The following is a 23182-nucleotide window of genomic DNA, read 5'->3' on the forward strand; positions in this document are numbered from 1 at the left end:
ACCTATTCAAATGCACAAACAAAATCAATTAACAAGAAAAACATACAAATCAAAAAAATCTCAACGAAGCTAGCTTCATTGAGATTTAAATAATAAATTTAATCCTTTAATAATCTGTATCGGTTATTTAGGACTAGACAAACATTTCATTAGCAAACTCTTTAAGATCTAGTTACGTATTTAGTACAACTAACTTAACAGATCCATGAAGATTATTTTTTCCTACTCCGCTTTCGCGAAAGCGGTATTATTTATTGCCTTTTTCTTTTCTACACAGTTTATTGTTGCCCATACAATTACTGGTTTTATTAAAGATAGTAATGGACAACCATTAAAAGATGTTTATGTTTTACACATGAAGTCTGGCACACATACTCACTCAAATGCTAAAGGCTTTTTTACCATAGACAATGTGGAGCAAGAAGAAGAGCTGAAGTTCTCTCATATAGGTTATGAGGCGAGTTCTATTGTTGTAACTAATCCTAAAGATATTTTACAAATTACTTTGAATCCATCTTCTTTAGATCTAGATGCGATTACTATAAGTAACGATGTAGAAACACTCAATGTTCTAGCCAATGTAGATTTACAAATTAATCCAGTAACTTCTTCTCAAGAAATCTTAAGAACAGTACCTGGACTTTTTATAGGACAACACGCCGGTGGAGGTAAAGCAGAGCAGATTTTCTTAAGAGGTTTTGATATAGACCACGGTACAGACATCGCTATTAATGTAGATGGAATGCCAGTAAATATGGTGTCTCATGCACATGGACAAGGATATGCAGACCTTCATTTCCTTATACCAGAAACTATTAATAACATCTCTTATGGAGTAGGTAGTTATGATGAGAGCGTAGGTAACTTTGCCACTGCAGGACACGTAGATTTTAAGACTAAAAGTTATCTAGACGAGAGTAAGATAAGCGTAGAGATAGGTGATTTTAACCATCAGCGTTATTTAGGTCTAGTGCAATTAGTAGACAATGCTCATACGACGGCTTATGTTGCAACAGAGTATTTGACCTTTGACGGGCCGTATGATAGTCCACAAAATTTTGATAGAATCAATTTATTCGGAAAATTACACCATACTACAGATTCAGGAAATAGACTAAGTTTAAGTTTATCTCATTTTGACAGTGAGTGGGACGCGAGTGGACAGATACCACAGCGTGCTGTAGATAGTGGTTTAATAGATCGTTTTGGTGCTATAGACGACACAGAAGGTGGTTCTACATCTAGAACTAACATAGTCCTTAATTATGACATGGACATAAGTGATAAGGAACAGTTAGAAACTACGATGTTTTATTCTCACTATGATTTTCTCTTATATTCAAATTTCACCTTCTTTTTAGAAGATCCTATAAATGGAGATCAGATACAACAGCAAGAATCTCGTGATATGGCTGGTTTTAAAACTAAATATACATATGATACTCAACTTGGTGCAAATGATCTAAGTCTTACAGCAGGTTTTGGTTTAAGAAATGATAGAACTGACGCATCAGGATTATCAAGAACTTTAAATAGAAGAACAGTACTGGAGGATATACAATTAGGAGATATTAATGAAACTAACTCTTCACTCTTTGTAGGTGCCGAATTATCGGTAAATAAATTATTGATAGATGCAGGATTAAGATTAGAGCGATTCAAATTTGTCTACAAAGACGCGTTAACTGAAACATTTGATACACAGTCACAAACTGCCACTGCGTTACTGCCTAAATTGAATTTCAATTATGAGGTAAATGACAATGTAAAAGTTTACTTGCACAATGGCGTAGGTATGCACAGTAATGATACTAGAGTAGTTTTAGAAAATGGAGCAGATGATATTCTACCTAAATCTTATGGATCTGATCTAGGTACTATATGGAAAGCTAGTGATAATCTAGTGGTAAATGGAGCGCTATGGTATCTGTTTTTAGAACAAGAATTTGTTTATGTAGGAGATGCAGGAATTGTAGAACCTAGTGGCGAGACAGAGCGTTATGGTTTTGATCTAGGTGTAAAATACCAGCTTACAGACTTCTTGTTTTTAGACACTAACCTTAATTATGCACACGCTAGGGCGATTAATGAACCAGATGGTGCAGATTATATACCGCTTGCGCCAGAGTTTACTTCTACAGGTGGGATAAGTCTTAAAAATTATAAACGATTTAATGCTGGACTGCGTTACCGCTATATAGGTGATAGAGCTGCAAATGAAGATAATAGCATCGTTGCAGAGGGCTATTTTGTAGCAGACTTTAATGTAAATTATGACCTTACTGATAACTTAAGATTAGGTATGGCAGTACAGAATTTATTTGATGTAGAGTGGAATGAAACACAGTTTGCAACAGAATCTAGACTTGCTAGCGAGGCACAGTCAGTAGAAGAAATTCATTTCACACCTGGGACTCCATTATTTATAAGAGGTAGTATCCAATATCGTTTTTAAAAATATTTAAAATATTCCAATTTAAGTAAAAGCTATTTCTGTAAGAAATAGCTTTTTGCTTTCTCTACAACTCTTACCTTTGTTAGATCATGAAACAAAGAGAACTCCATCGGTTTGCCTTAGAAGATGCTACTATTTTTAAACAGAAATTGCTGTCGTTTTTTAAGTCAGAAAAGCACCTCGTTTATCTAGAAAGCAACCATGGAAATCTTGCACATGATTCTTATCAGTCGCTGATAGGAGTAGGCGCTATAGATAGTATAAGCTGTGAAACAAGAAGTGCTTTTGAACAGTTAGCTGCTTTTAAGGCAGAATATAAAGACTGGATGTTCGGTTTTCTAGGTTATGACCTTAAAAATGAATTAGAAGATCTGAAAACTGAAAAACAAGACCTATTAGAATTTCCAGATTTGAGTTTTTTTGTGCCAGAATTGGTTTTTGAGATTTCAACAAAAGAGTTGAAACTACATTCTTTTATTACTTCACAACCTGCGGCGCAAGAATTAATTTCTAACATAGAAACTCATTCACTTACTTCGTTTAAAAAAGTAGTAAGACCGGTACCTTTAAAAGCAAGAGATACTAAAGAAGATTATTTAAATAAAGCGCATACTTTTTTAGATCACATTCATAGAGGTGATATTTATGAAGCAAATTTTTGCACACAATTTTATGCTCAAAAGGTAGAACTTGATACTCAAAAAGCATTTCACCATTTAAATCAGATAAGTGAGCCGCCATTTGCTGTTTATGCTAGATTTAATCAGCATTACGCTATTTGCGCCAGCCCAGAGCGTTATTTAAAAAAAACAGATAGGCAGTTAGTTTCTCAACCTATTAAAGGAACAGCAAGAAGATCTGCTCATATTGTTGAAGATGAAAAACTAAAGGAATTTCTTTTTCACGATCCTAAAGAGCGATCAGAAAATGTGATGATCGTAGACCTGGTAAGAAATGACCTCTCTAAAACAGCTGTAAAAGGTAGCGTAGAGGTAGAAGAGCTTTTTGGAATGTACGCCTTTAAGCAAGTACATCAAATGATAAGTACAGTAGTGTCACAACTAGATAGTAAATATGATTCTATAGACGCTATAACCAGCACATTTCCCATGGGTAGTATGACCGGAGCACCTAAAATAAGTGCTATGGAAATTATTGAACAAAATGAATCTTTTAAACGAGGGCTGTACAGTGGTGCAATAGGCTATTTTACACCTCAAGACGATTTTGATTTTAACGTGGTGATACGTACTATTTTATATAATGAAAAATCCAAGTCATTATCTTTTTCTGTAGGCAGTGCGATTACAGCAGCTGCAGTACCAGAAAAAGAATATGAAGAATGTTTTTTAAAAGCCAAAGCATTAATAGAAGTGCTAGCGCTACAAGGCGTATACTTTGATTAAATTTGTACCATGCTAGCAGCGTTTAAAAATCATATACAAAATCATTTTCCAGAATTTTTTACAGCATCTATTGCCGTTGCAATAAGTGGTGGAAAAGACAGTACGGTTTTAGCTCATTTACTACATCAATTGGACTTAAATTTTGAACTCATTCACTGTAATTTCCATTTAAGAGATTCAGAAAGTGATGGAGATCAGGTTTTTGTAGAAGAAATGGCTATAGATTTAGATCGTAAACTACATGTATTGCATTTTGATACATCGCAAGTAGCTCAAGATAGAAATATATCTATTCAAATGGCTGCTAGAGACTTGAGATACAATGCTTTTGATAAAATTGCTGTAGATAATAAGTTCCAGCATATTCTAGTGGCACACCATCTAGATGATCAATTAGAGACGTTTTTAATTAATCTAGGACGTGGCGCTGGACTGCATGGCCTTACAGGAATAAGAGAGCGCAATGGTTTTATTTCTAGACCTTTATTGCCTTTTACTAGAGAACAGATAAGTGATTATGCTATAGATAATCATATCGAGTGGCGTGAGGACAGCAGCAATAGCTCTACTAAGTATTTACGCAATAAGTTAAGGCACGATGTAATTCCCTTACTTCATGATTCGTTACCACACTTAGAAGATAATTTTTCTAATACTTTGAGCTATCTTAAAAATTCAGAAATGTTGCAAGATGTTGAGGTGGCACGCTTTCGCGAAAGCGGAACAAAAACCATCTCAGGTAATCTAGAAATTAATATCGAGTTATTAAAAGAGACTTTAAAACCTGATGCTTATCTTTTTGAACTTCTAAAAGAGTACCGTTTTAATATACAAGATGCAGTTAAGCTTTTAGATTCAGAGAATGGAAAAGCTATTAAATCTGGAGAGATGAGGTTAGTAAAAGATCGCGATGTTTTAATACTTTCTGAAGCAAATCATATCAATGAGGTTTGCATAGAGATTGATGAAACAACCACAACTATTACTACTACAGAGGTGAATTTAGAAATAAAACATATACAGAATAACGATTTACTTACTTATGTGAAGAGTAACAGTAGTAAGAATAAACTATTTCTAGACACTAGTAAGTTAATAATGCCGTTAATATTAAGAACATGGCAGCACGGAGACCGCATGCAGCCTTATGGAATGAAAGGAAGTAAGTTAATAAGTGATTTATTAACGGATAGTAAAATCTCTTCTTTAAAACGAGAAAAAGCCTTAGTATTGACAAGTGGTAACGATCTTATATGGCTAGTAGGAAAAAGAGCCAGTAAGAACCATACCATAACGAGTAGAACACAATCCATTATAGAAATAACAATAAAACTATGAGAAAATTTCTCTTTGCTTTAATAGCTCTAGTTTCTTTACAGTTAACCGCTCAAGAAGATCCTGTTTCATGGTCTGGTGAGGTTATAAAGTTAACCGATAATGAGTATGAATTAATTACAACTGCCACCATGGAACCTGGCTGGCACATTAATTCTCAAGTAATATTACCAGAAGAGAATTCTGGCCCTATACCTACTAGCATTAGTTTCTATGATGTAGAAGGTAAAATAGAATTGATAGGAGAGAATAAAGAAACAGGATCTTATACTGCTTATTCTGATATATGGGAATTTAATGTGTATGAGTTTACTGATATAGCTGTTTTTAAACAGAAGATAAAGGTTTTAGATTCAGACCTAGAATATATAATTGCAAAAGCTTTTTATCAAACTTGTGATGACGAGATGTGTTTGCGTCCTACTGGAGTAGGAATAAGTTTTAAATTAAACCCAGAGGTAGTAATACCTGCAGGAGCATTTGATATTATAGAAAAATATCTTGATGATGATAAGGAGCCTATAGTAGCCGATGCTCCAGACGCATCTTCTATTAAGGAGAAAGACATTCAAGAAGAGCATACTACTGACGCCGGAAAGGTAAAAGAAGAAGAATCTAAAAAAAAAAATAACGAAGAATTAAAAGAGGATACTCATGGAGAAGATGAAGACCGTAGTCTTTGGGGTGTTTTTATAGTTGCATTCCTTTCAGGTTTTGCTGCGCTTCTTACACCATGCGTTTTTCCGATGATACCACTTACGGTTAGTTTTTTTACGAAGCAAAGTGCTAATAGAGCATCGGGAATAGGGAAAGCTTTTTTGTATGGCTTTTTTATAATAGTGGTTTATGTTTTGCTAGGGACTGTTGTTGTAGCAGTTTTTGGAGATAGGATACTACATGCTCTTGCGACTAATGTATGGGTGAATCTTACCTTTTTCACTATTCTAGTAGTTTTTGCTGCTTCCTTTTTAGGTGCATTTGAAATCACATTGCCTCAATCATGGGCTAACAAGATGGATGCAAATTCTAATAAAGGAGGTGTAGTAGGGATCTTTTTTATGGCTTTAGCCTTAGCAATTATTTCTTTCTCTTGTACAGGACCTATTGTAGGATCGTTAATTATAGAATCTTCGTCAAAAGGTGGTATTGCTCCTATTATAGGAATGTTCGGATTTTCACTAGCACTCGCATTACCGTTTACATTGTTTGCCATTTTTCCAGGATGGATGAATTCTTTGCCTAAGTCAGGCGGCTGGTTAAATACGGTAAAAGTTGTTTTAGGATTTTTAGAATTAGCACTCGCTTTAAAATTCTTATCATCGGCAGATTTAGTCTATCAATTTCATTTTGTAGATAGAGAAGTGTTCATAGCATTATGGATAGCTGTTTTTGGAGGTCTTTCATTATATCTATTTGGTAAAATAAGACTTCCGCATGATGGTCCTGAGAGTCATATTTCAGTAGGGAGATTATTGTTAGGTCTTATTGTTTTATCATTTACAATTTATTTAATTCCTGGTTTATGGGGAGCACCTGTGCAAATCGTATCAGGGTTTACACCACCTTTAAATTATGCTGAATCTCCTAGAGGTGTTGGTTATAAGGAGTTAGATTCTAATTTAATTATTCCAGAAGGTGCGCACCTTACTGTTCATGATATTGTTGCTTTCAATGATTATGAATTAGGTGTTAATTATGCTAAGAAGGTAGGAAAACCAGTTTTATTAGATTTTACAGGCTGGGCTTGTGTGAACTGTCGTAAGATGGAGGAGAGAGTCTGGTCAGATCCAGCTATTTTAAAAATGTTAAAAGATGAATATGTACTTATTTCTTTATATGTAGATGACGCTAATAATTTGCCTAAAGAAGAACAATATGAGTCTGAAATTTTAGACGGAAAAGTAAGAACAATAGGAGATAAGTGGTACGAATTTCAGAAGCGTGAGTATAATATAGCTGCTCAACCTTATTACGCTATTTTAGATAAAAACGGAAACAAACTTAAAGATCATAAACCCATTGATTACACCCCAAATATTGAAGAATATGCAGCGTGGTTAAAGAAAGGCTTAAAAGAATAATTAATAAACCTTAAAAATTTCTTAAAAACCGATTCAATTTTGAATCGGTTTTTTTGTTAGAGTATCTTTAGGGTTCAATATCAATTTATGAAACAAATAATAGTTATAGTAGCCCTGGTGCTGCTTATTTCTTGTAAAGAAGGAGGGAAAGATACCGCTTTTGTAAAAGCAAATAGTACAGAGAAAGCTGCCCAATTTAATGACTGGCTAGCTGTTCAATTTCATGAAGATTTATCTCGTGATCCACAGATGCAAACTTCTATGGGAAGCAAAGAGAATTATGGAAAGTGGACTGATATATCATCAGAATACGAACTAGAATCTAAGAAGATAGCAGAAAGAAGGTTAGCTTATTTACGAGATTCTATTCATAAAGAAGGACTTACCGGTCAAGATCGATTGAGTTATGATTTATATTATCAAAAGCAGAAACAAGAAATCGCAAACTTTGATTACAGATTATACACCTATCCAGTAAATCAAATGCATGGAATGCAGTCTGAAGTTCCTGCGTTCTTGATAAATCAACACAGGATAGATAGCGTTTCTGATGCAAAGGCGTACATATCTAGATTAAAGGGAATCCAACCACTTTTTGAGCAGCTATCTGAGAACTTAAAGTTAAGAGAGTATAATGGTATTATGATGCCACGTTTTGTGTTTCATCATGTGTTAAAAGACAGTAGGAATGTTATTGATGGCTATCCGTTTAACGATAGTAAGGATAACAGTACGTTAATGGAAGATTTTTTAAATAAGATTTCTAAATTAAAACTGTCTACAGAAGAGAAAAAACAACTAGAAGAAGAAGCTGTACTAGCACTTCAAAACGAAGTAGAATCAGGTTATGAAACATTAATAGCGACTTTAGAAAATCAGCAACAAAGGGCGACTTTGGAGGATGGTGTATGGAAATTTCCTAAAGGTGATGAGTTTTATGAACATGCTTTACAACAAACTACGACTACTGATATGACTGCAGATGAAATTCATAAATTAGGTCTTTCTGAAGTGGCGCGTATACATGGAGAAATGAAAGAGATTATGAAGAAAGTGAATTTTGATGGTTCTCTTCATGATTTTTTCAAGTTTATGAGAGAAGATAAGCAGTTTTATTACAGTGATGATGCATTTGGAAAAGCAGAGTATTTAAAAGAAGCTACAGCTATTATAGAAGACATGAAGGGTGACCTGGATCAACTATTTATTACTAAGCCTAAGGCAGATATAAAAGTAAAAGCGGTGGAGGCTTTCCGTGAAGCAAGTGCAGGAAAAGCATTCTATCAACAGCCTGCTATCGACGGTAGTAGACCAGGAACTTATTATGCGAATTTATACAAAATGAAAGCAATGCCTAGTTATCAAATGGAAGCCCTGGCTTACCATGAAGGTATACCAGGACATCACATGCAAATTGCTATTGCTCAAGAATTAGAAGGAATACCAGATTTCAGAAAACATAGTTTTTATACGGCTTATGTAGAAGGTTGGGGACTCTATTCTGAATTGATACCAAAGGAAATAGGTAAGTATGAAGATCCTTATAGTGATTTTGGTAGATTAGCTATGGAACTATGGAGGGCTTGTAGACTTGTTGTTGACACAGGGATTCATACTAAAAAATGGAGTAGGGATGATGGAATTAAGTATTATGCAATTAATACACCTAATGCAGAGATAGATGCTGTGAAGATGGTGGAACGCCATATAGTAATGCCATCTCAGGCTACGGCTTATAAGGTTGGTATGAATAAGATCTTGGACTTAAGAAAAATGGCGAAGGCTGATCTGGGTGAAGATTTTGACATCAAGGAGTTTCATGATGTAATACTTACTAGTGGTGCATTACCATTAACCGTTTTAGAAAAACAAGTAAAAGCATACATACAGAGTAAAAAGTAGTAATCGCTTTTGTATAAATTACATGGTTAAAAGGTTATCGTTTACTCGGTAACCTTTTTTTGTATGTTAAATATCGATTGTGATATTCTTATTTAAAGAAGGTAGATGTGAGAAGTTCGCAATCTATTAGGTATGGAATTTACCGGTTTAATGAAAAGAAGAGCTTAATAGTCTTATAGTTTGTCCTTATGAAGTGATGATAAGATGCTTTGATATTATGATTTGTGTAGCAATTAGAAATCGATAAATTGATAGATCTTATTCTAGTTTAAGGATATATATTGGGTGAGTTAATGTAAAGAGTGTCTATCTAAGCTATGATGATATACGCTTTAACTAAGTAAGTAAGTAAGTAAGTAAGTAAGTAAGTAAGTAAGTAAGTAAGTAAGTAAGTAAGTGAGCTCTTGCTATAAGTATCTTTGATAATTCAAAGATTACTTTAAAATTAGACATAAAAAAAGAGCCGCAATTTGCGGCTCTTTTAAATTTAATATGACTTGAGTACTATTAGTTAACTCTAAAAGTAACTCTTCTTACTAATTGTCTAGCTTCAGCACTGTTCTTATCAACAGATGCATCTTCACCGTCACCATTATGGCTTAAACGACTTGCATCGATACCAGCAGCAGTTAATACATCGTTAACCATCTTAGCACGACGCTCAGAAAGGTTTTTGTTGTAAGCAGGACTTCCTATTTCATCAGCAAAACCTGTAAGAGTTGCAGTTGCACTTGGGTTGTCTTTCATGTATTGAACGATAGTATTGATAGCTCCTAAAGAGAAAGTAGCTGGCTTAGTACTATTGAACTTGAAGTATACATTTACATAACCTTCGTTGATTAATTGCTTCACAAGGTTCTTACTGTTACCGTTAGCACCGTTATTACCAGCAATTGCAGTTTGTAAGTCAGAAGATGTAGCAAAACGAGAATCTAAAGCGCTTTCCATATCATCTGGAATACCGTTTTTGTTTAAGTCAATTGCGCGACCTTTACTGTCTACACGTACACCACTTTCAGTGTTGTTATCTCTATCTAAATAGTTAGGTACACCGTCTTGGTCATCATCAGCATTTTCTTGAGCCATTTTCTCCATCTTAGCTGCGATATCTTCAACTTTAGCATTGATTGGGCTTTCAGCAAAATCAGCTGGAGTATCTCCAGAACCTAAGTATAAAGTAATACCAACAGATGCGTTAACAAGAAAACCGTCAAAACCTCTTAAAGTACCTCTATCAACACCATCAAAAGTAAGATCTTGTCTTACGTGACCTAATATAGAAAGGTCTCCAAATAATGCTAAACTATTAGTTAACTTAATTTGCGGAGTAACACCTGCTTGAAAGTTAAGCATGTGATCAGTTTCAGTTTCCACAGGCTCTGACCCTTTAAGGAAAGAAACTCCCATACCACCATGTAATAATAGTCCAAAACGTTGTGTCCATTCTCTTGCTCCTAATACTTCTGCCGCATTAACAACACCTTCTAATGTGAATCTGTAATAGTCAGATTGGAAGTCAATACTCTCTTTATCTCCTTCGATATTGTCATAACCGAAATCAGCATTAACACCAAATTTGTTGTTGAACATATATCTTACACCTAAATCAACTTGGTAAAGTGATGGAGTGTTAGTAAATGCGCCACTAGATAATGGTCTAACTGGTTTGTTAACCCCAGCCCCAAAGTCTATTGCCCAATGTTTAAGGTCTGGTCCGTTTGATACAGATTCTACTTCTTCTGTAGTCTGAGCAGTAGAGGTTAAAAACCCTAATGCTATAAATGATAATGTAACTAATTTTTTCATAAGTATTTTAACTTGCTTTCAAATGCAAATATATAAATATATTGAAAACACCATCGATTTAAAGTTTTAAATTTTTGTAAAATTAAAGTATTTTTTAAAGGATGTTGAATGAGTTTTGTTCGCTCTCGACTAATTATGATGTTTTTTAATTGAATAAGGATATAGTACTATTCGTTAAAAGTTGTTTGTAGATTTGTGTTTTGTGGAGATTCCGCTTTCGCGAAAGCGAAAATGTTATAAAATTATACTTTAATTATATGGGTGAAAAGATATTGATTACTGGTGGTGCTGGTTTCATAGGTTCACATGTGGTACGTTTATTTGTAAATAAGTATCCTGATTATGATATTTATAACCTCGATGCTCTAACCTATGCAGGTAACCTAGAAAATCTTATAGATGTAGAAAAATCTCCAAATTATCATTTCCTTAAAATTGATATTACAAACGGTGAGGAGTTAGATAAGGTTTTTAAAGAGATTAAATTTGATAGTGTTATTCATCTAGCAGCAGAGTCTCATGTAGATCGTTCTATTAAAGATCCGTTATCATTTGCAAAAACTAATATAATAGGGACACTTAATTTATTAGAGTCTTATAAAAAATACAAAACAGATTCTGATGGTGTTTTCTACCACATAAGCACAGATGAAGTATATGGTTCTCTCGGTGCTACAGGTTTATTTACTGAAGAGACTTCTTATGATCCTAATTCTCCATATTCTGCCTCAAAGGCTAGTTCAGACCATTTTGTTCGAGCTTATGGGGAGACCTATAAATTACCTATTGTTATTTCTAACTGTTCAAATAATTACGGTTCTTTTCAGTTTCCGGAAAAATTAATTCCTCTATTCATTAACAATATAATAGAAGAAAAGTCACTGCCTGTTTATGGAGATGGTAATTACACGAGAGACTGGTTATTTGTAGAAGATCATGCTAGGGCTATTGATGTTGTTTTTCATAATGGAAAAAGAGGAGAGACCTATAATATAGGAGGTCATAACGAATGGAAAAACATTGATCTTGTAAAGTTGCTTTGTAAGAAGATGGATCAGGCACTGAACAACGAGGTAGGTAAAAGTGAAAAGCTTATTACTTTTGTAAAGGATAGGCCTGGACATGATTTGCGTTATGCTATCGATGCGACTAAAATAAGTGCTGAACTCAATTGGGTGCCATCACTTGATTTTGAAGAAGGATTAGAACGTACCATTAATTGGTATCTGAATAACGATAAATGGTTAAAGAATATTATGACAGGAACATATCAAGATTATTATAATAGCCAATACCAATAATTATGAAAGGAATTATTCTAGCAGGTGGATCTGGTACTCGATTACACCCACTAACACTAGTGGTAAGTAAACAATTGTTGCCTGTTTACGATAAGCCTATGGTGTACTATCCACTGTCTGTTCTAATGCAGGCAGGAATTAGAGAGGTTTTATTAATTTCTACTCCAAGTGATATTCATAATTTTGAACGCTTATTAGGTGATGGTAGTAAGTTTGGTATACAGATAGAATACAAGGTACAGCCTAGTCCTGATGGACTTGCACAAGCTTTTATATTAGGAGAAGATTTTATAGGTGATGATTCTGTAGCATTGGTGCTAGGAGATAATATTTTTCATGGTGCAGGTTTTTCTGATTTATTAGAACGTGCAGTTCAAAAAGTAGAGGAGGATCATGTGGCAGTTGTTTTTGGTAACTATGTAAAAGATCCTGAGCGTTATGGGGTAGCGACCTTTAATAAGCAAGGAAATGTAACGAGTATCGAGGAGAAACCAGAGAATCCCAACTCTAACTATGCAGTTGTTGGACTTTATTTTTATCCTAATTCAGTTATAAAAATAGCCAAGGGACTTCAGCCATCTAAAAGAGGAGAGCTAGAAATCACTGCTGTAAATCAGTATTACTTAAAAGAAGAATCTCTTGATATGCAAATATTAAGTCGTGGTTTTGCTTGGTTAGATACAGGTACGCACGAGGCTTTGACAGAAGCTACAGAGTTTGTTAAAGCTGTAGAGAAAAGGACAGGGCTGAAAATTTCTTGTCTCGAAGAAATAGCTATGTTGCAAGAATGGATATCTCCAGAAGAGCTGCAATTGCAGGTAAAAGACTTAAAAGGGGATTACTATGATTATATAAAGCAAGTGGTGTTGCGTAATAAATAAAGTAATGAACGTATAATATTGTGAAAAGTGAATAAACTTAACCTTCATAGATAAATATTTATACCATTGAGTAATAATGCTAAATTATTCTATTAAATCTTATGAAATTTAAAATACTAGTTACTGGTGCTGCTGGATTTATAGGTAGTAATCTTTGTGAATATTTTGTTGGGAAAGGACACGATGTGTTAGGTCTTGATAATCTTGCAACAGGTCATATGAGTAATATAGAACCTCTTCAAGAAAAAGATAAATTTACTTTTATAAAAGGAGATATACGTGATATTGATACGTGTCATAAGGCAGTTTCAGGAAGAGATTATGTATTGCACCAGGCAGCTTTAGGTAGCGTCCCTCGATCGATAAAAGACCCTGTAACTTCTAACGGTGTAAATGTCGGTGGTTTTTTAAATATGCTAGTAGCTAGTAAAGATGCAGGTGTCAAGAAAATGGTCTATGCTGCGAGTTCTTCTACTTATGGAGACTCTAAAAGTATGCCTAAGGTAGAAGAAGTAATTGGTAAGCCATTATCACCTTATGCAATCACAAAATATGTGAATGAACTTTATGCAGACGTGTTTTATAAAACCTACGGTTTAAACACGATTGGGTTAAGATATTTTAATGTCTTTGGTCGCAAACAAGATCCTAATGGTGCTTATGCTGCTGTTATTCCGCTTTTTACTAAGCAATTGATGAATAAACAATCTCCTACTATTAATGGAGACGGTACCTATTCTAGAGACTTTACTTACGTTGATAATGTAATTCAGGCAAATGAAAAAGCAATGCTTGCAGATCATCCTGAAGCTGTAAACACCGTTTTTAACGTTGCTTATGGGGGTCGTACGGATCTTAATATGTTGATCGATTTATTAAAACAGTCGTTATCTAAGCATGATAAAACTATTTTAGACGTAGAAACTATTTATGGTCCATTGCGAGCAGGAGATGTTCCTCATTCTTTGGCTTCTATTGAAAAAGCAAAAAGGTTATTAGGTTATCAACCTCAATTTAATTTAAAAGCAGGTTTAGATAAGGCAGTGGACTGGTATTGGTCTAACTTATAATTCTTAATTTCGCTTTCGCGAAAGCGAGATAATTACTTTTCAATTATATAAAATGAATAAAAAAATAACGGTAATAGGTTTAGGTTATGTTGGGTTACCGCTAGCTAGGTTGTTTGCTACTAAATTTAGTGTGGTAGGTTTTGATATTAAGGCATCACGTGTTGCAGAGATAAATAATGGCGTAGATAATACATTAGAGTTAGATTCTAGTGTTTTGTTGGATGTTTTGAAAAGTTCGAACGATGATCAAAAAGGGCTCTACTGCTCATCTGTAGAAGCAGATATGTCAGATTCTAATGTTTACATAGTTACTGTACCTACACCTATAGATAAAAATAATAAACCTATTCTTAGTCCCTTGTTTGAAGCTAGTAAAACGATTGGTAAATTTCTTAAAAGTGGAGATGTAGTTATTTATGAATCTACTGTGTATCCTGGTGTGACAGAAGAAGAGTGCGCGCCTATTTTAGAAGAAGTTAGTGGCCTTGTTCTAAATAAAGATTTTTTTGTTGGTTACTCTCCAGAACGTATTAATCCTGGTGATAAAAAACATACGATAGAGAAAATTCTTAAAGTTACCTCTGGGAGTACTCCTGAGTCAGCAAAGGATATAGATGACTTGTATAAAAGTGTTATCACTGCCGGGACACATCTAGCACCTACAATTAAAGTGGCTGAGGCTGCTAAGGTAATTGAGAACTCTCAGAGAGATATTAATATAGCTTTTGTAAACGAACTAGCAAAAATATTTAATCGTTTAGAAATTAATACTAACGATGTGCTAGCTGCGGCGAGGACTAAATGGAACTTTCTTCCATTTACCCCAGGACTCGTAGGTGGTCATTGTATAGGGGTGGATCCATATTACTTAGCTCAAAAGGCACAAGAAGTAGGGTATCATCCAGAGATTATTCTCGCAGGTAGAAGAGTAAATGATAGTATGGCTTCTTATGTTTCTAGTCAAGTAATAAAGTTAATGCTCAAAAATAATATTGATATATTAAATAGTAAGGTGTTAGTGTTAGGAATCACATTTAAGGAAAATTGCCCTGATGTTCGTAATACAAAATCTGCTGATATTGTAAAAGACTTATTAGAGTATGGTGTAGATGTAAAACTCCATGACCCTCTAGCGAATACCAAAGAGGTGTTTGAGCAGTATGATTTAGTCTGTGATAATAAATTAAGAGAAGATAAATATGATGCTATCGTTTTAACGGTAGGTCATAGTGTGTACAAGGGGATAGACTTTAAAGAATATTTGAATGAATCTTCTGTGGTGTATGATGTTAAAAGTATTTTAGGTAGTTTTGCCAATCAAAATTTATAATATGAGTATTAAGAATATTTGCTGTATAGGAGCAGGATATGTAGGTGGTCCAACGATGACAATGATTGCTGCACAATGTCCTGATATAACTGTTAATGTTGTCGATATAAATGAAAGCCGTATTGCAGCATGGAATGATCCCAATACAGATAATATTCCTATTTATGAGCCAGGGTTATCAGAACTCGTGAAAAAAACTAGAGGAGTAAATTTATTTTTCTCTACTGAAGTTGATAGAGCTATCCAAGATGCTGATATGATATTTATATCTGTCAATACACCTACCAAGACATATGGTGTAGGAAAAGGGATGGCAGCAGATTTAAAATATATAGAGTTATGTGCTAGACAAATAGCAGCAGTTGCCACTACGGATAAGATTATCGTAGAAAAATCAACGTTGCCTGTTCGTACTGCAGAGGCTCTTAAACGTATTCTTGATAATACTGGAAATGGTGTAAATTTTGATATTCTTTCAAATCCAGAATTCCTGGCAGAAGGTACTGCGGTAAGTGATTTGTTAAACCCAGATCGAGTTCTAATAGGTGGTGAAGAGACCGATAGAGGAAGATTAGCACAACAAGCATTGGTAGATGTGTATTCTAATTGGGTGCCTAAAGATCAAATATTAACGACTAACGTTTGGTCATCAGAACTGTCAAAGTTAACGGCTAATGCCTTTTTGGCGCAACGAGTAAGTAGCATCAACGCTTTGTCAGAATTATGTGAAGTGACTGAGGCAGATGTGAATGAGGTTGCGAGAGCTATAGGTGCTGATAGTAGAATAGGTTCTAAATTTTTAAAAGCTTCTGTAGGATTTGGAGGCTCTTGTTTTCAAAAGGATATTTTAAACCTAGTGTATATTTCTAAATCTTATGGATTACATGAAGTTGCAGATTACTGGGAGCAAGTGATTATTATGAATGATCATCAGAAAAGAAGGTTTGCCAAAAAAATAGTAGAAACATTATTTAATACGGTTTCTGGTAAAAAAATAGTGATATTGGGATGGGCATTTAAAAAAGATACCAACGATACTCGAGAATCTGCTGCTATTTATGTAGCTGATTATCTATTAAGTGAACAAGCTGAACTAGTTATATATGATCCTAAGGTGACAGAAGACCAGGTTTTCTCAGATCTAGAGTATCTAGGGTCAAGAAGCATGGAAGAAAACAGGAGATTAGTTAGGGTTTCAAAATCACCTTATGATGCAATGGAAAATGCACACGCTATCGCTTTGTTGACAGAATGGGACGAGTTTAATAATTATAATTGGAAAGACATATATAATTCCATGCTTAAACCTGCATTTGTATTTGATGGTAGACAGGTTTTAGACGAGGAATCAATGAGAGCTATTGGCTTTGATTTTTACAAATTAGGCAAAGGCTAGTTTGTAAATATTTATCACTTTGTTTAGTTGAGCAAGATGTTTTATAAGTGTTTGAAGCTAACATCTAATAAGGTTGATGTCAATACGCAGCATCTTTTATAATTTTATTAATTAGATTACCATAATGGCATTATTAAAAAAAATATTAATTGTATTTGGAACTAGGCCAGAAGCTATAAAAATGGCACCATTGGTTAAAGAGTTTCAGAAAAATAAAGAGTTTTTTGAAACCAAAGTATGTGTGACTGCGCAACATAGGGAAATGTTAGATCAGGTTTTAGAATTCTTTGGCATATCACCTGATTTTGACCTAAATTTAATGAAGCCAGGTCAAAATTTATATTCTTTAACGGCAGATATTATTACGGGCTTAAAGCCTGTTTTAGAGGAGTTTAACCCAGATTATGTTTTTGTGCATGGAGATACATCCACAACGATGTCTACCAGTATAGCGGCTTTTTATAATCAATCTAAAGTTTGTCATATAGAGGCTGGACTACGTACAAATGATAAGTGGTCTCCATTTCCTGAAGAAATTAATCGTCAAGTTACCGGTAGAGTAGCGGATTTCCATTTTGCTCCTACAGTTACTTCTGAGGGGAATTTACTTAGAGAGAGTATTTCTTCAGATCATATCTTGGTCACTGGTAATACGGTTATAGATGCTTTAATAGAAAGTGTAAATAAAGTTAATGAAAATCCTAGTGAACTTATAAATAAGTTAGATGCTCAGATAGGAGGTAAAGAGGTGCTTTTAGTAACAGGACACCGTAGAGAAAATCATGGAGCAGGTTTTATACGAATATGTGAAGCATTAAAAGAGATCGCAGTAGAAACACCTGAGCATTTAATTATTTATCCGGTTCATTTAAATCCTAAAGTACAAGAGCCAGTCAATCGCATCTTGAAGGATGTAGATAATATAATGCTCATCGATCCATTAGCTTATCAAGATTTTATTTGGTTAATGAATAGATCTAAGTTAATTATTACAGATAGTGGAGGTGTGCAAGAGGAGGCTCCTAGTTTAGGAAAGCCAGTTCTTGTAATGAGAGACACTACAGAAAGGCCAGAGGCGGTAGCGGCTGGTACAGTGATATTAGTAGGTACTGATAAAGAATTAATAGTCTCTGAAACACTTGATTTACTCAATAATCCAAATAGATTTGCAGAAATGAGTAAGTTACATAACCCATATGGTGATGGTAAAGCCTGTCAGCGTATTGTAGAATTTATTAAAAATCAAAAATAATTAGATGCAACCAGAAGTAGTAATGATTGGTTTAGGTTACATAGGTCTACCTACCGCAGCGTTAATAGCGTCAAATGGAGTTAATGTTCATGGAGTTGATATTAATCCAGATGTAGTCGATACGATTAATCGTGGAGAAATTCATATAATTGAGCCTGCTTTAGATCAAGCAGTTGCCAAAGCAGTAAAAGGAGGTTTTTTAAAAGCGGATGTAAAACCAGTAGAGGCGAATAATTATTTGATAGTGGTACCTACTCCTTTTAAGGATAAAAATGAACCAGATATTTCTTTTGTAGAAGCTGCCACTAGAGGCGTGCTTCCTTTGCTCAAAGAAGGTGATTTATACATTATAGAATCTACCTCGCCTATTGGGACTACCGAAAAAATGATGGATTTGATTTATACAGAGCGTCCTGAATTAAAAGATAAATTGTTTATCGCTTATTGCCCTGAAAGAGTTTTGCCAGGGAATGTAATGCATGAATTAGTTTATAATGATCGAGTTATAGGTGGTGTTGATGAGAAAAGTACTCAAAAAGCTTTAGATTTTTACGGAGCATATGTGAAGGGAGAGCTACATCCTACTAATGCAAGAACAGCTGAGATGTGTAAATTAGTTGAAAATTCATCAAGAGACGTTCAAATTGCTTTTGCAAATGAATTATCACTAATATGTGCTAAGGCAGATATTAATGTATGGGAGCTTATCGCGCTAGCAAATAAACACCCTCGTGTAAATATCTTACAACCTGGTTGTGGTGTAGGAGGACACTGTATTGCTGTAGATCCTTATTTTATTGTGGCAGATTTCCCTATGGAGTCACAAATAATAGGTAAAGCGAGAGAAATAAATAACTATAAATCTTTTTGGTGTGCTGAGCAAGTTAAGAATGCTAAACTTCAATTTCAATTAGATCACGGTACAAAACCAAGCATCGCAATTATGGGACTTGCTTTTAAACCAAATATTGATGATTTGAGAGAATCTCCAGCTAAATATATAGCACAAAAAGTATTGCAAGATGCTAATGATGAAGAGTACTATATCGTAGAACCTAATATTGCTTCACATAAAGTATTTAAGCTTACAGATTATAAAGAAGCTTTTGAAAAAGCTGACATCGTGGTTTATTTAGTTGCGCACAAAGAATTTTCTAACTTACCTGTAAACTCTAATAAAATTGTATTAGATTTTGCTGGGGTAAATAAATAATAGTGTTAAAAGGAATATTGTCATACGGAGTAGTTGAGGGTGTAAGTAAAGGACTCAATAAGCTTACCTTCTTGCTACTGCCGTTACTATTATTAGTTGATGAAGTAGGTAAAATAGGACTTATAGTGGCAATGGAGCTTATTTTACCATTGATTCTTTTCCTAGGGTTAGAAAGAGCTGTTTTGAGATTTTATTCGGATACTAAGGATAAAAATATTTTCAGATCAACAATATTTATAGTTAATACTTGTGTTCATGTATTATTGCTATTTGTAATTATGATCGTTTACTTAATTTCTCCTTCAAATTCTTTTTTTGGATTGGAATATTTTCCTGACCTATTTCTTATTGTTATTCTAGTATATCTGCAAGGAAATAATCTAATAGCTTTAAATATGTATAGAGTAGATTCTATGCATAAACAATATTTTAAATTCAGACTAATATTTCAAATCTTAAAAATACTATTAGTAATAGTAGGTATTTATTTTACGGGCAGTTTCTATGCCTATCTTTTTGGTGCAATCTTGTCAAATCTGATTTTAATCTGGTTTAATAGGAAGATGATTTACTCAACCTCCGCTAGAAAAGAATTCAATAAATCAACTTTACTATCGTTATTGGCATTTTCGTGGCCATTTATTTTTCATGGTGTTGCCGGTAACCTTCTAGGAAATGCGGATAAATTTATTTTAGAGCAATATTTATCTTTAACAGAAGTGGGGCAATATACTTTCATTTATGCTATCGCTTCTAGCATGAGCTTTGCTTATATTGGTATTTCAGTTTATATAGAACCACTAATTTATAAACAAGAAAATGAGCTTAAAAGAAATTTATTGCTAAATAAGTTTTTAATGTACTCATTGTCAACTGGGTTATTAGCGCTAATTATTTTAAGTTTAATAGGCGAATTTTTATTAGCATATATATATGAAGACCAATACATAGAAGTGTCTTACCTGATACCATTGCTTGCATCTGGATTTTTAGCATTGCCATTTTATTTGAAATCTAATTACACGTTGATTTATCGCAAGCATTCATTGAGTATAGCTACTATTTCAATTATAACTTCAGTGCTTAATATAGTTCTTAACATTGTTTTGATTCCTTATTATGGTATACTAGCTGCTGTTTGGGTCACTATTTTTAGTTATTTGATTCAGGCTTGTATATTCACCATTGTATCATTAAGATCTGTTATAAAAATTGATTTCTTTTACTTTGTTTTTCTTTCTGTGTTTATCTTACTTTACGCTTTTCAATTAATTAATTTACATCTTTTCGGTCTAGCTGTATTAGTTTTAATTTTTATGATACATATATCTTTGAAAAAGGGTAAACTAATTAATGAAATATGAGATTTGGTAAAATCATAGTAATTTATATTATTCTATTACTACTCACTTTAATTTTTAGTGAGCAAGCTATTATTGATTATGGGTATTGGACATATTTAATTCAATTAGCTGCTGTTACTATTTTTATTTACAAAAAAAATAATAATTATTTATACTTCTTTTCACCAGCCTTTCTCGCTTTAGCATATTTGAATTTGAGTTTTTTCGGCGGTCATGGATTGTTGGTCGTAGGAAGTGAGTTTGTGACTAAGTACCATGATGCATTTAATGGTTATTCTAGCGTTAAATTTATTACGGTATTTTTTACGTTATGTAATTTAGTTGTGTCTTTAACAATTAGTGAAATTAAGCTAGACGAATATCATGAAAAGCCTGTCATTCAAAATTTTAACATATTTCGGCTAATTGCTCTTTTACTTTTTTTAATTATATTTAGTAGTTTTAAAATCGACTTAGCGTTAATAGGCGGTAGAGGAGATTTTAGTTACGTTTTCAAATTAGCTATATCAATCTTTATTATTATTACGGTTAAACAGCTTAAGATTATTTGGAGGATAATTAGTTATTTGATTATGCTATCTCTGTTCGTTATAGGTAGTTTTGATTCAAAACGTGAAATTCTTTTTGTGTTTATTTTAATTGTATTTTATGAGATTGTAAGCCATAGGTTGGTAATTAAGTTCAGATTCAAGCAAGTTTTATTAATAATTGCTGCATTTACTTCTGTTTTTTACATAATTATTATTTCTTCTATAATGAGAGGTTATGGAAATTTTAACGTAGAAGATCCATTAGAAGCATCCACACATGTAATTGAATATGTAACTTCAGATTATGCAGTTTTCGCACTATCAGCAAATTTTGAAATATTTACTGTTTATGGTAATTCATCTAACGCTTTGAATTACGTCTATAATGAAGAAGTTGATTTGCTTTATGGCAGTACCTTTGCTAAAGTACTTTTTGTTCCAATTCCTCGATCGGTTTTTCCTGATAAACCTGAGAGCATGGTGAATATTTACACACAAAAATTTCAGCCAAGTTTTAGAGGTATAGGAGGGTCGCTACCTGTAGTTATTTATGGAGAAGTTTTTTGGAATTTTCATATTTTTGGACTAATATTTTTGTTTATTTTATTTAAAGTAGTACACCAGTTTTACAAGCGTTTGGTATTAAGTGTGGTAAATGGGGATACTCTTGATAGTTGGATTAATATATTTTATTTATTCTTATATGCCACTTTTATTCAGTTTGTTAGAGGCGCAGGATTAGAATTATGGTTGCTTTATGCGGCTATTACAATACCTTTTGTAGTTGTTTTAAATAATGTTTTTAAAAATTCAACCAATTAAATGTCAAAAAAAATTTTAGTAGTACAACCTGACCTGAGAGCTTATAGAGTTAGTTTCTTTATGGAATTGTATAATAATTATAAGTTTTTCCAGCTACTTCATTACGGCAAGAAAACTTTTAATAAGGATTTTGAGATGCTGAAGAAACCTCGAATAAAGGAAATAGCAGGTTTTAAATGGATTTTTAATTTTTCAAAACTCATTGACAATAACGATATAATTATTGTTCCTTTTGATATTCATTGGTTAAATTTCTTTTTACTTTCTAATAAATCTTTAGAAAAGATTATTTTTTGGGGTCATGGTTTAGGGAAAAGTAAGATTGCTAACAAGTTGAAATTAATAGTAGGAAGAAAAGTAGGAGCGATAGTTACCTATTCAGAATTAGGAAGGGAAACTTTAATAAAGAATGGTCTATCTAAAGAGCAGGTATTTGTAGCTCATAACACTATACATATTCCTAATCATGAATTGACCGATTGTGGTAAAGACGGTTATTTTTTGTACGTAGGTAGGTTACAGTTCAGAAAACGTTTAGATATTTTTATTACGGCATTATCTAATCATAGAGATGTCTTTGGAGATGTTAAGTTAGTCATTGTTGGTGATGGAGAAGTAGAAAGAAAGAGATTGGAGCAGTTTGCTAAAGATTTAAATGTATTTAATAATGTTATTTTCAAGCCTGGTACTATTAATAATGATGAGTTGAAAACAATATATATGAATGCAAAATGTTATGTTTCTCCAGGTCATGTAGGGTTGGGTGTGCTTCATAGTTTTTCATATGGTGTTCCTGTGATTTGTATTAGGAATGATTATCACGCACCGGAAGTCGAGAACATTGATGGTACTAATGGTTTTATTTGTGATTCTATTGAAGATTTCGAACAGAAATTATTGGAATTAGAAAAAACAGGATATAACGATTTGGCTAAAAACGCTTATAGCCATTATGTAGAAAAAAGAACTAATTCAAATATGGTCAGCGGTTTTATTTCTGCTATAAACTATGTTAAAACAAAAGAGGATTAAATTATA

16 protein-coding genes are annotated in these 23182 nt (G+C 33.5%); 15 read left to right on the plus strand and 1 reads right to left on the minus strand.

Annotated features, from left to right (window positions below; translation table 11 throughout):
* Positions 1-205 precede the first annotated feature (205 nt).
* The 5 genes from ABJF08_RS12690 to ABJF08_RS12710 all read left to right on the plus strand — a co-directional run bounded on the left by ABJF08_RS12690 (position 206) and on the right by ABJF08_RS12710 (position 9179).
* Positions 206-2455: a TonB-dependent receptor gene (locus ABJF08_RS12690; RefSeq protein WP_348116613.1), complete on the plus strand. Its 2250-nt coding sequence runs from the start codon at positions 206-208 to the stop codon at positions 2453-2455.
* 89 nt (positions 2456-2544) lie between these two features.
* Entirely contained in the window at positions 2545-3861 is a 1317-nt protein-coding gene (locus tag ABJF08_RS12695; protein WP_348116614.1) for a chorismate-binding protein, read from the plus strand.
* A 9-nt stretch (positions 3862-3870) separates the two neighbouring features.
* Positions 3871-5199, plus strand: coding sequence for a tRNA lysidine(34) synthetase TilS (tilS, locus tag ABJF08_RS12700; RefSeq protein ID WP_348116615.1), 1329 nt, complete (start codon positions 3871-3873; stop codon positions 5197-5199).
* Positions 5196-7277: a cytochrome c biogenesis protein CcdA gene (locus ABJF08_RS12705; RefSeq protein ID WP_348116616.1), complete on the plus strand. Its 2082-nt coding sequence runs from the start codon at positions 5196-5198 to the stop codon at positions 7275-7277. The genes tilS and ABJF08_RS12705 overlap by 4 nt, the downstream gene beginning before the upstream one ends.
* Before the next feature lie 87 nt (positions 7278-7364).
* Positions 7365-9179 (plus strand): DUF885 domain-containing protein, encoded by a 1815-nt coding sequence (locus ABJF08_RS12710; protein WP_348116617.1) that lies wholly within the window; start codon positions 7365-7367, stop codon positions 9177-9179.
* A gap of 507 nt (positions 9180-9686) precedes the next feature.
* Here ABJF08_RS12710 and ABJF08_RS12715 read toward each other — a convergent pair.
* Positions 9687-10985 carry an OmpA family protein gene (locus ABJF08_RS12715; RefSeq protein WP_348116619.1) on the minus strand — a complete coding sequence of 433 codons (1299 nt, stop codon included), beginning with the start codon at positions 10983-10985 and terminating at the stop codon, positions 9687-9689.
* A 257-nt stretch (positions 10986-11242) separates the two neighbouring features.
* Here ABJF08_RS12715 and rfbB point away from each other — a divergent pair, with 257 nt between their 5' ends.
* From rfbB to ABJF08_RS12765, 10 genes are all read left to right on the plus strand, one after another.
* Positions 11243-12286, plus strand: coding sequence for a dTDP-glucose 4,6-dehydratase (rfbB, locus tag ABJF08_RS12720; protein WP_348116620.1), 1044 nt, complete (start codon positions 11243-11245; stop codon positions 12284-12286).
* Between the two features lie 2 nt (positions 12287-12288).
* Complete coding sequence (gene rfbA / locus ABJF08_RS12725) at positions 12289-13167, plus strand: glucose-1-phosphate thymidylyltransferase RfbA (RefSeq protein ID WP_348116621.1); 879 nt, start codon at positions 12289-12291, stop codon at positions 13165-13167.
* 101 nt (positions 13168-13268) lie between these two features.
* Positions 13269-14237: an SDR family oxidoreductase gene (locus ABJF08_RS12730; protein ID WP_348116622.1), complete on the plus strand. Its 969-nt coding sequence runs from the start codon at positions 13269-13271 to the stop codon at positions 14235-14237.
* A gap of 52 nt (positions 14238-14289) precedes the next feature.
* Entirely contained in the window at positions 14290-15567 is a 1278-nt protein-coding gene (locus tag ABJF08_RS12735) for a nucleotide sugar dehydrogenase (RefSeq protein WP_348116623.1), read from the plus strand.
* Between the two features lies 1 nt (position 15568).
* A complete protein-coding gene (locus ABJF08_RS12740) occupies positions 15569-16963 on the plus strand; it encodes a UDP-glucose 6-dehydrogenase (RefSeq protein WP_348116624.1) in 1395 nt (464 codons plus the stop codon).
* A gap of 124 nt (positions 16964-17087) precedes the next feature.
* Positions 17088-18215, plus strand: a complete 1128-nt coding sequence (wecB, locus tag ABJF08_RS12745) for a UDP-N-acetylglucosamine 2-epimerase (non-hydrolyzing) (RefSeq protein ID WP_348116626.1) — start codon at positions 17088-17090, stop codon at positions 18213-18215.
* A 4-nt stretch (positions 18216-18219) separates the two neighbouring features.
* A complete protein-coding gene (gene wecC, locus ABJF08_RS12750; protein WP_348116627.1) occupies positions 18220-19428 on the plus strand; it encodes a UDP-N-acetyl-D-mannosamine dehydrogenase in 1209 nt (402 codons plus the stop codon).
* 2 nt (positions 19429-19430) lie between these two features.
* Positions 19431-20792, plus strand: coding sequence for an oligosaccharide flippase family protein (locus ABJF08_RS12755; protein ID WP_348116628.1), 1362 nt, complete (start codon positions 19431-19433; stop codon positions 20790-20792).
* Positions 20789-22144, plus strand: a complete 1356-nt coding sequence (locus ABJF08_RS12760) for a hypothetical protein (RefSeq protein WP_348116629.1) — start codon at positions 20789-20791, stop codon at positions 22142-22144. Before ABJF08_RS12755 ends, ABJF08_RS12760 begins: the two co-directional genes overlap by 4 nt.
* Positions 22145-23176 (plus strand): glycosyltransferase, encoded by a 1032-nt coding sequence (locus ABJF08_RS12765; protein WP_348116630.1) that lies wholly within the window; start codon positions 22145-22147, stop codon positions 23174-23176.
* Positions 23177-23182 lie beyond the last annotated feature (6 nt).

This window comes from Nonlabens sp. (genome assembly GCF_039941875.1).
In the GTDB taxonomy this organism is placed as follows: Bacteria; Bacteroidota; Bacteroidia; order Flavobacteriales; family Flavobacteriaceae; genus Nonlabens.

Excerpts from the sequence above, each read along its gene's own strand:
- ABJF08_RS12690 (WP_348116613.1), top strand. The coding sequence starts at position 206 with ATGAAGATTATTTTTTCCTACTCCGCTTTCGCGAAAGCGGTATTATTT.
- ABJF08_RS12695 (WP_348116614.1), top strand. The coding sequence starts at position 2,545 with ATGAAACAAAGAGAACTCCATCGGTTTGCCTTAGAAGATGCTACTATT.
- tilS (WP_348116615.1), top strand. The coding sequence starts at position 3,871 with ATGCTAGCAGCGTTTAAAAATCATATACAAAATCATTTTCCAGAATTT.
- ABJF08_RS12705 (WP_348116616.1), top strand. The coding sequence starts at position 5,196 with ATGAGAAAATTTCTCTTTGCTTTAATAGCTCTAGTTTCTTTACAGTTA.
- ABJF08_RS12710 (WP_348116617.1), top strand. The coding sequence starts at position 7,365 with ATGAAACAAATAATAGTTATAGTAGCCCTGGTGCTGCTTATTTCTTGT.
- ABJF08_RS12715 (WP_348116619.1), bottom strand. The coding sequence starts at position 10,985 with ATGAAAAAATTAGTTACATTATCATTTATAGCATTAGGGTTTTTAACC.
- rfbB (WP_348116620.1), top strand. The coding sequence starts at position 11,243 with ATGGGTGAAAAGATATTGATTACTGGTGGTGCTGGTTTCATAGGTTCA.
- rfbA (WP_348116621.1), top strand. The coding sequence starts at position 12,289 with ATGAAAGGAATTATTCTAGCAGGTGGATCTGGTACTCGATTACACCCA.
- ABJF08_RS12730 (WP_348116622.1), top strand. The coding sequence starts at position 13,269 with ATGAAATTTAAAATACTAGTTACTGGTGCTGCTGGATTTATAGGTAGT.
- ABJF08_RS12735 (WP_348116623.1), top strand. The coding sequence starts at position 14,290 with ATGAATAAAAAAATAACGGTAATAGGTTTAGGTTATGTTGGGTTACCG.
- ABJF08_RS12740 (WP_348116624.1), top strand. The coding sequence starts at position 15,569 with ATGAGTATTAAGAATATTTGCTGTATAGGAGCAGGATATGTAGGTGGT.
- wecB (WP_348116626.1), top strand. The coding sequence starts at position 17,088 with ATGGCATTATTAAAAAAAATATTAATTGTATTTGGAACTAGGCCAGAA.
- wecC (WP_348116627.1), top strand. The coding sequence starts at position 18,220 with ATGCAACCAGAAGTAGTAATGATTGGTTTAGGTTACATAGGTCTACCT.
- ABJF08_RS12760 (WP_348116629.1), top strand. The coding sequence starts at position 20,789 with ATGAGATTTGGTAAAATCATAGTAATTTATATTATTCTATTACTACTC.
- ABJF08_RS12765 (WP_348116630.1), top strand. The coding sequence starts at position 22,145 with ATGTCAAAAAAAATTTTAGTAGTACAACCTGACCTGAGAGCTTATAGA.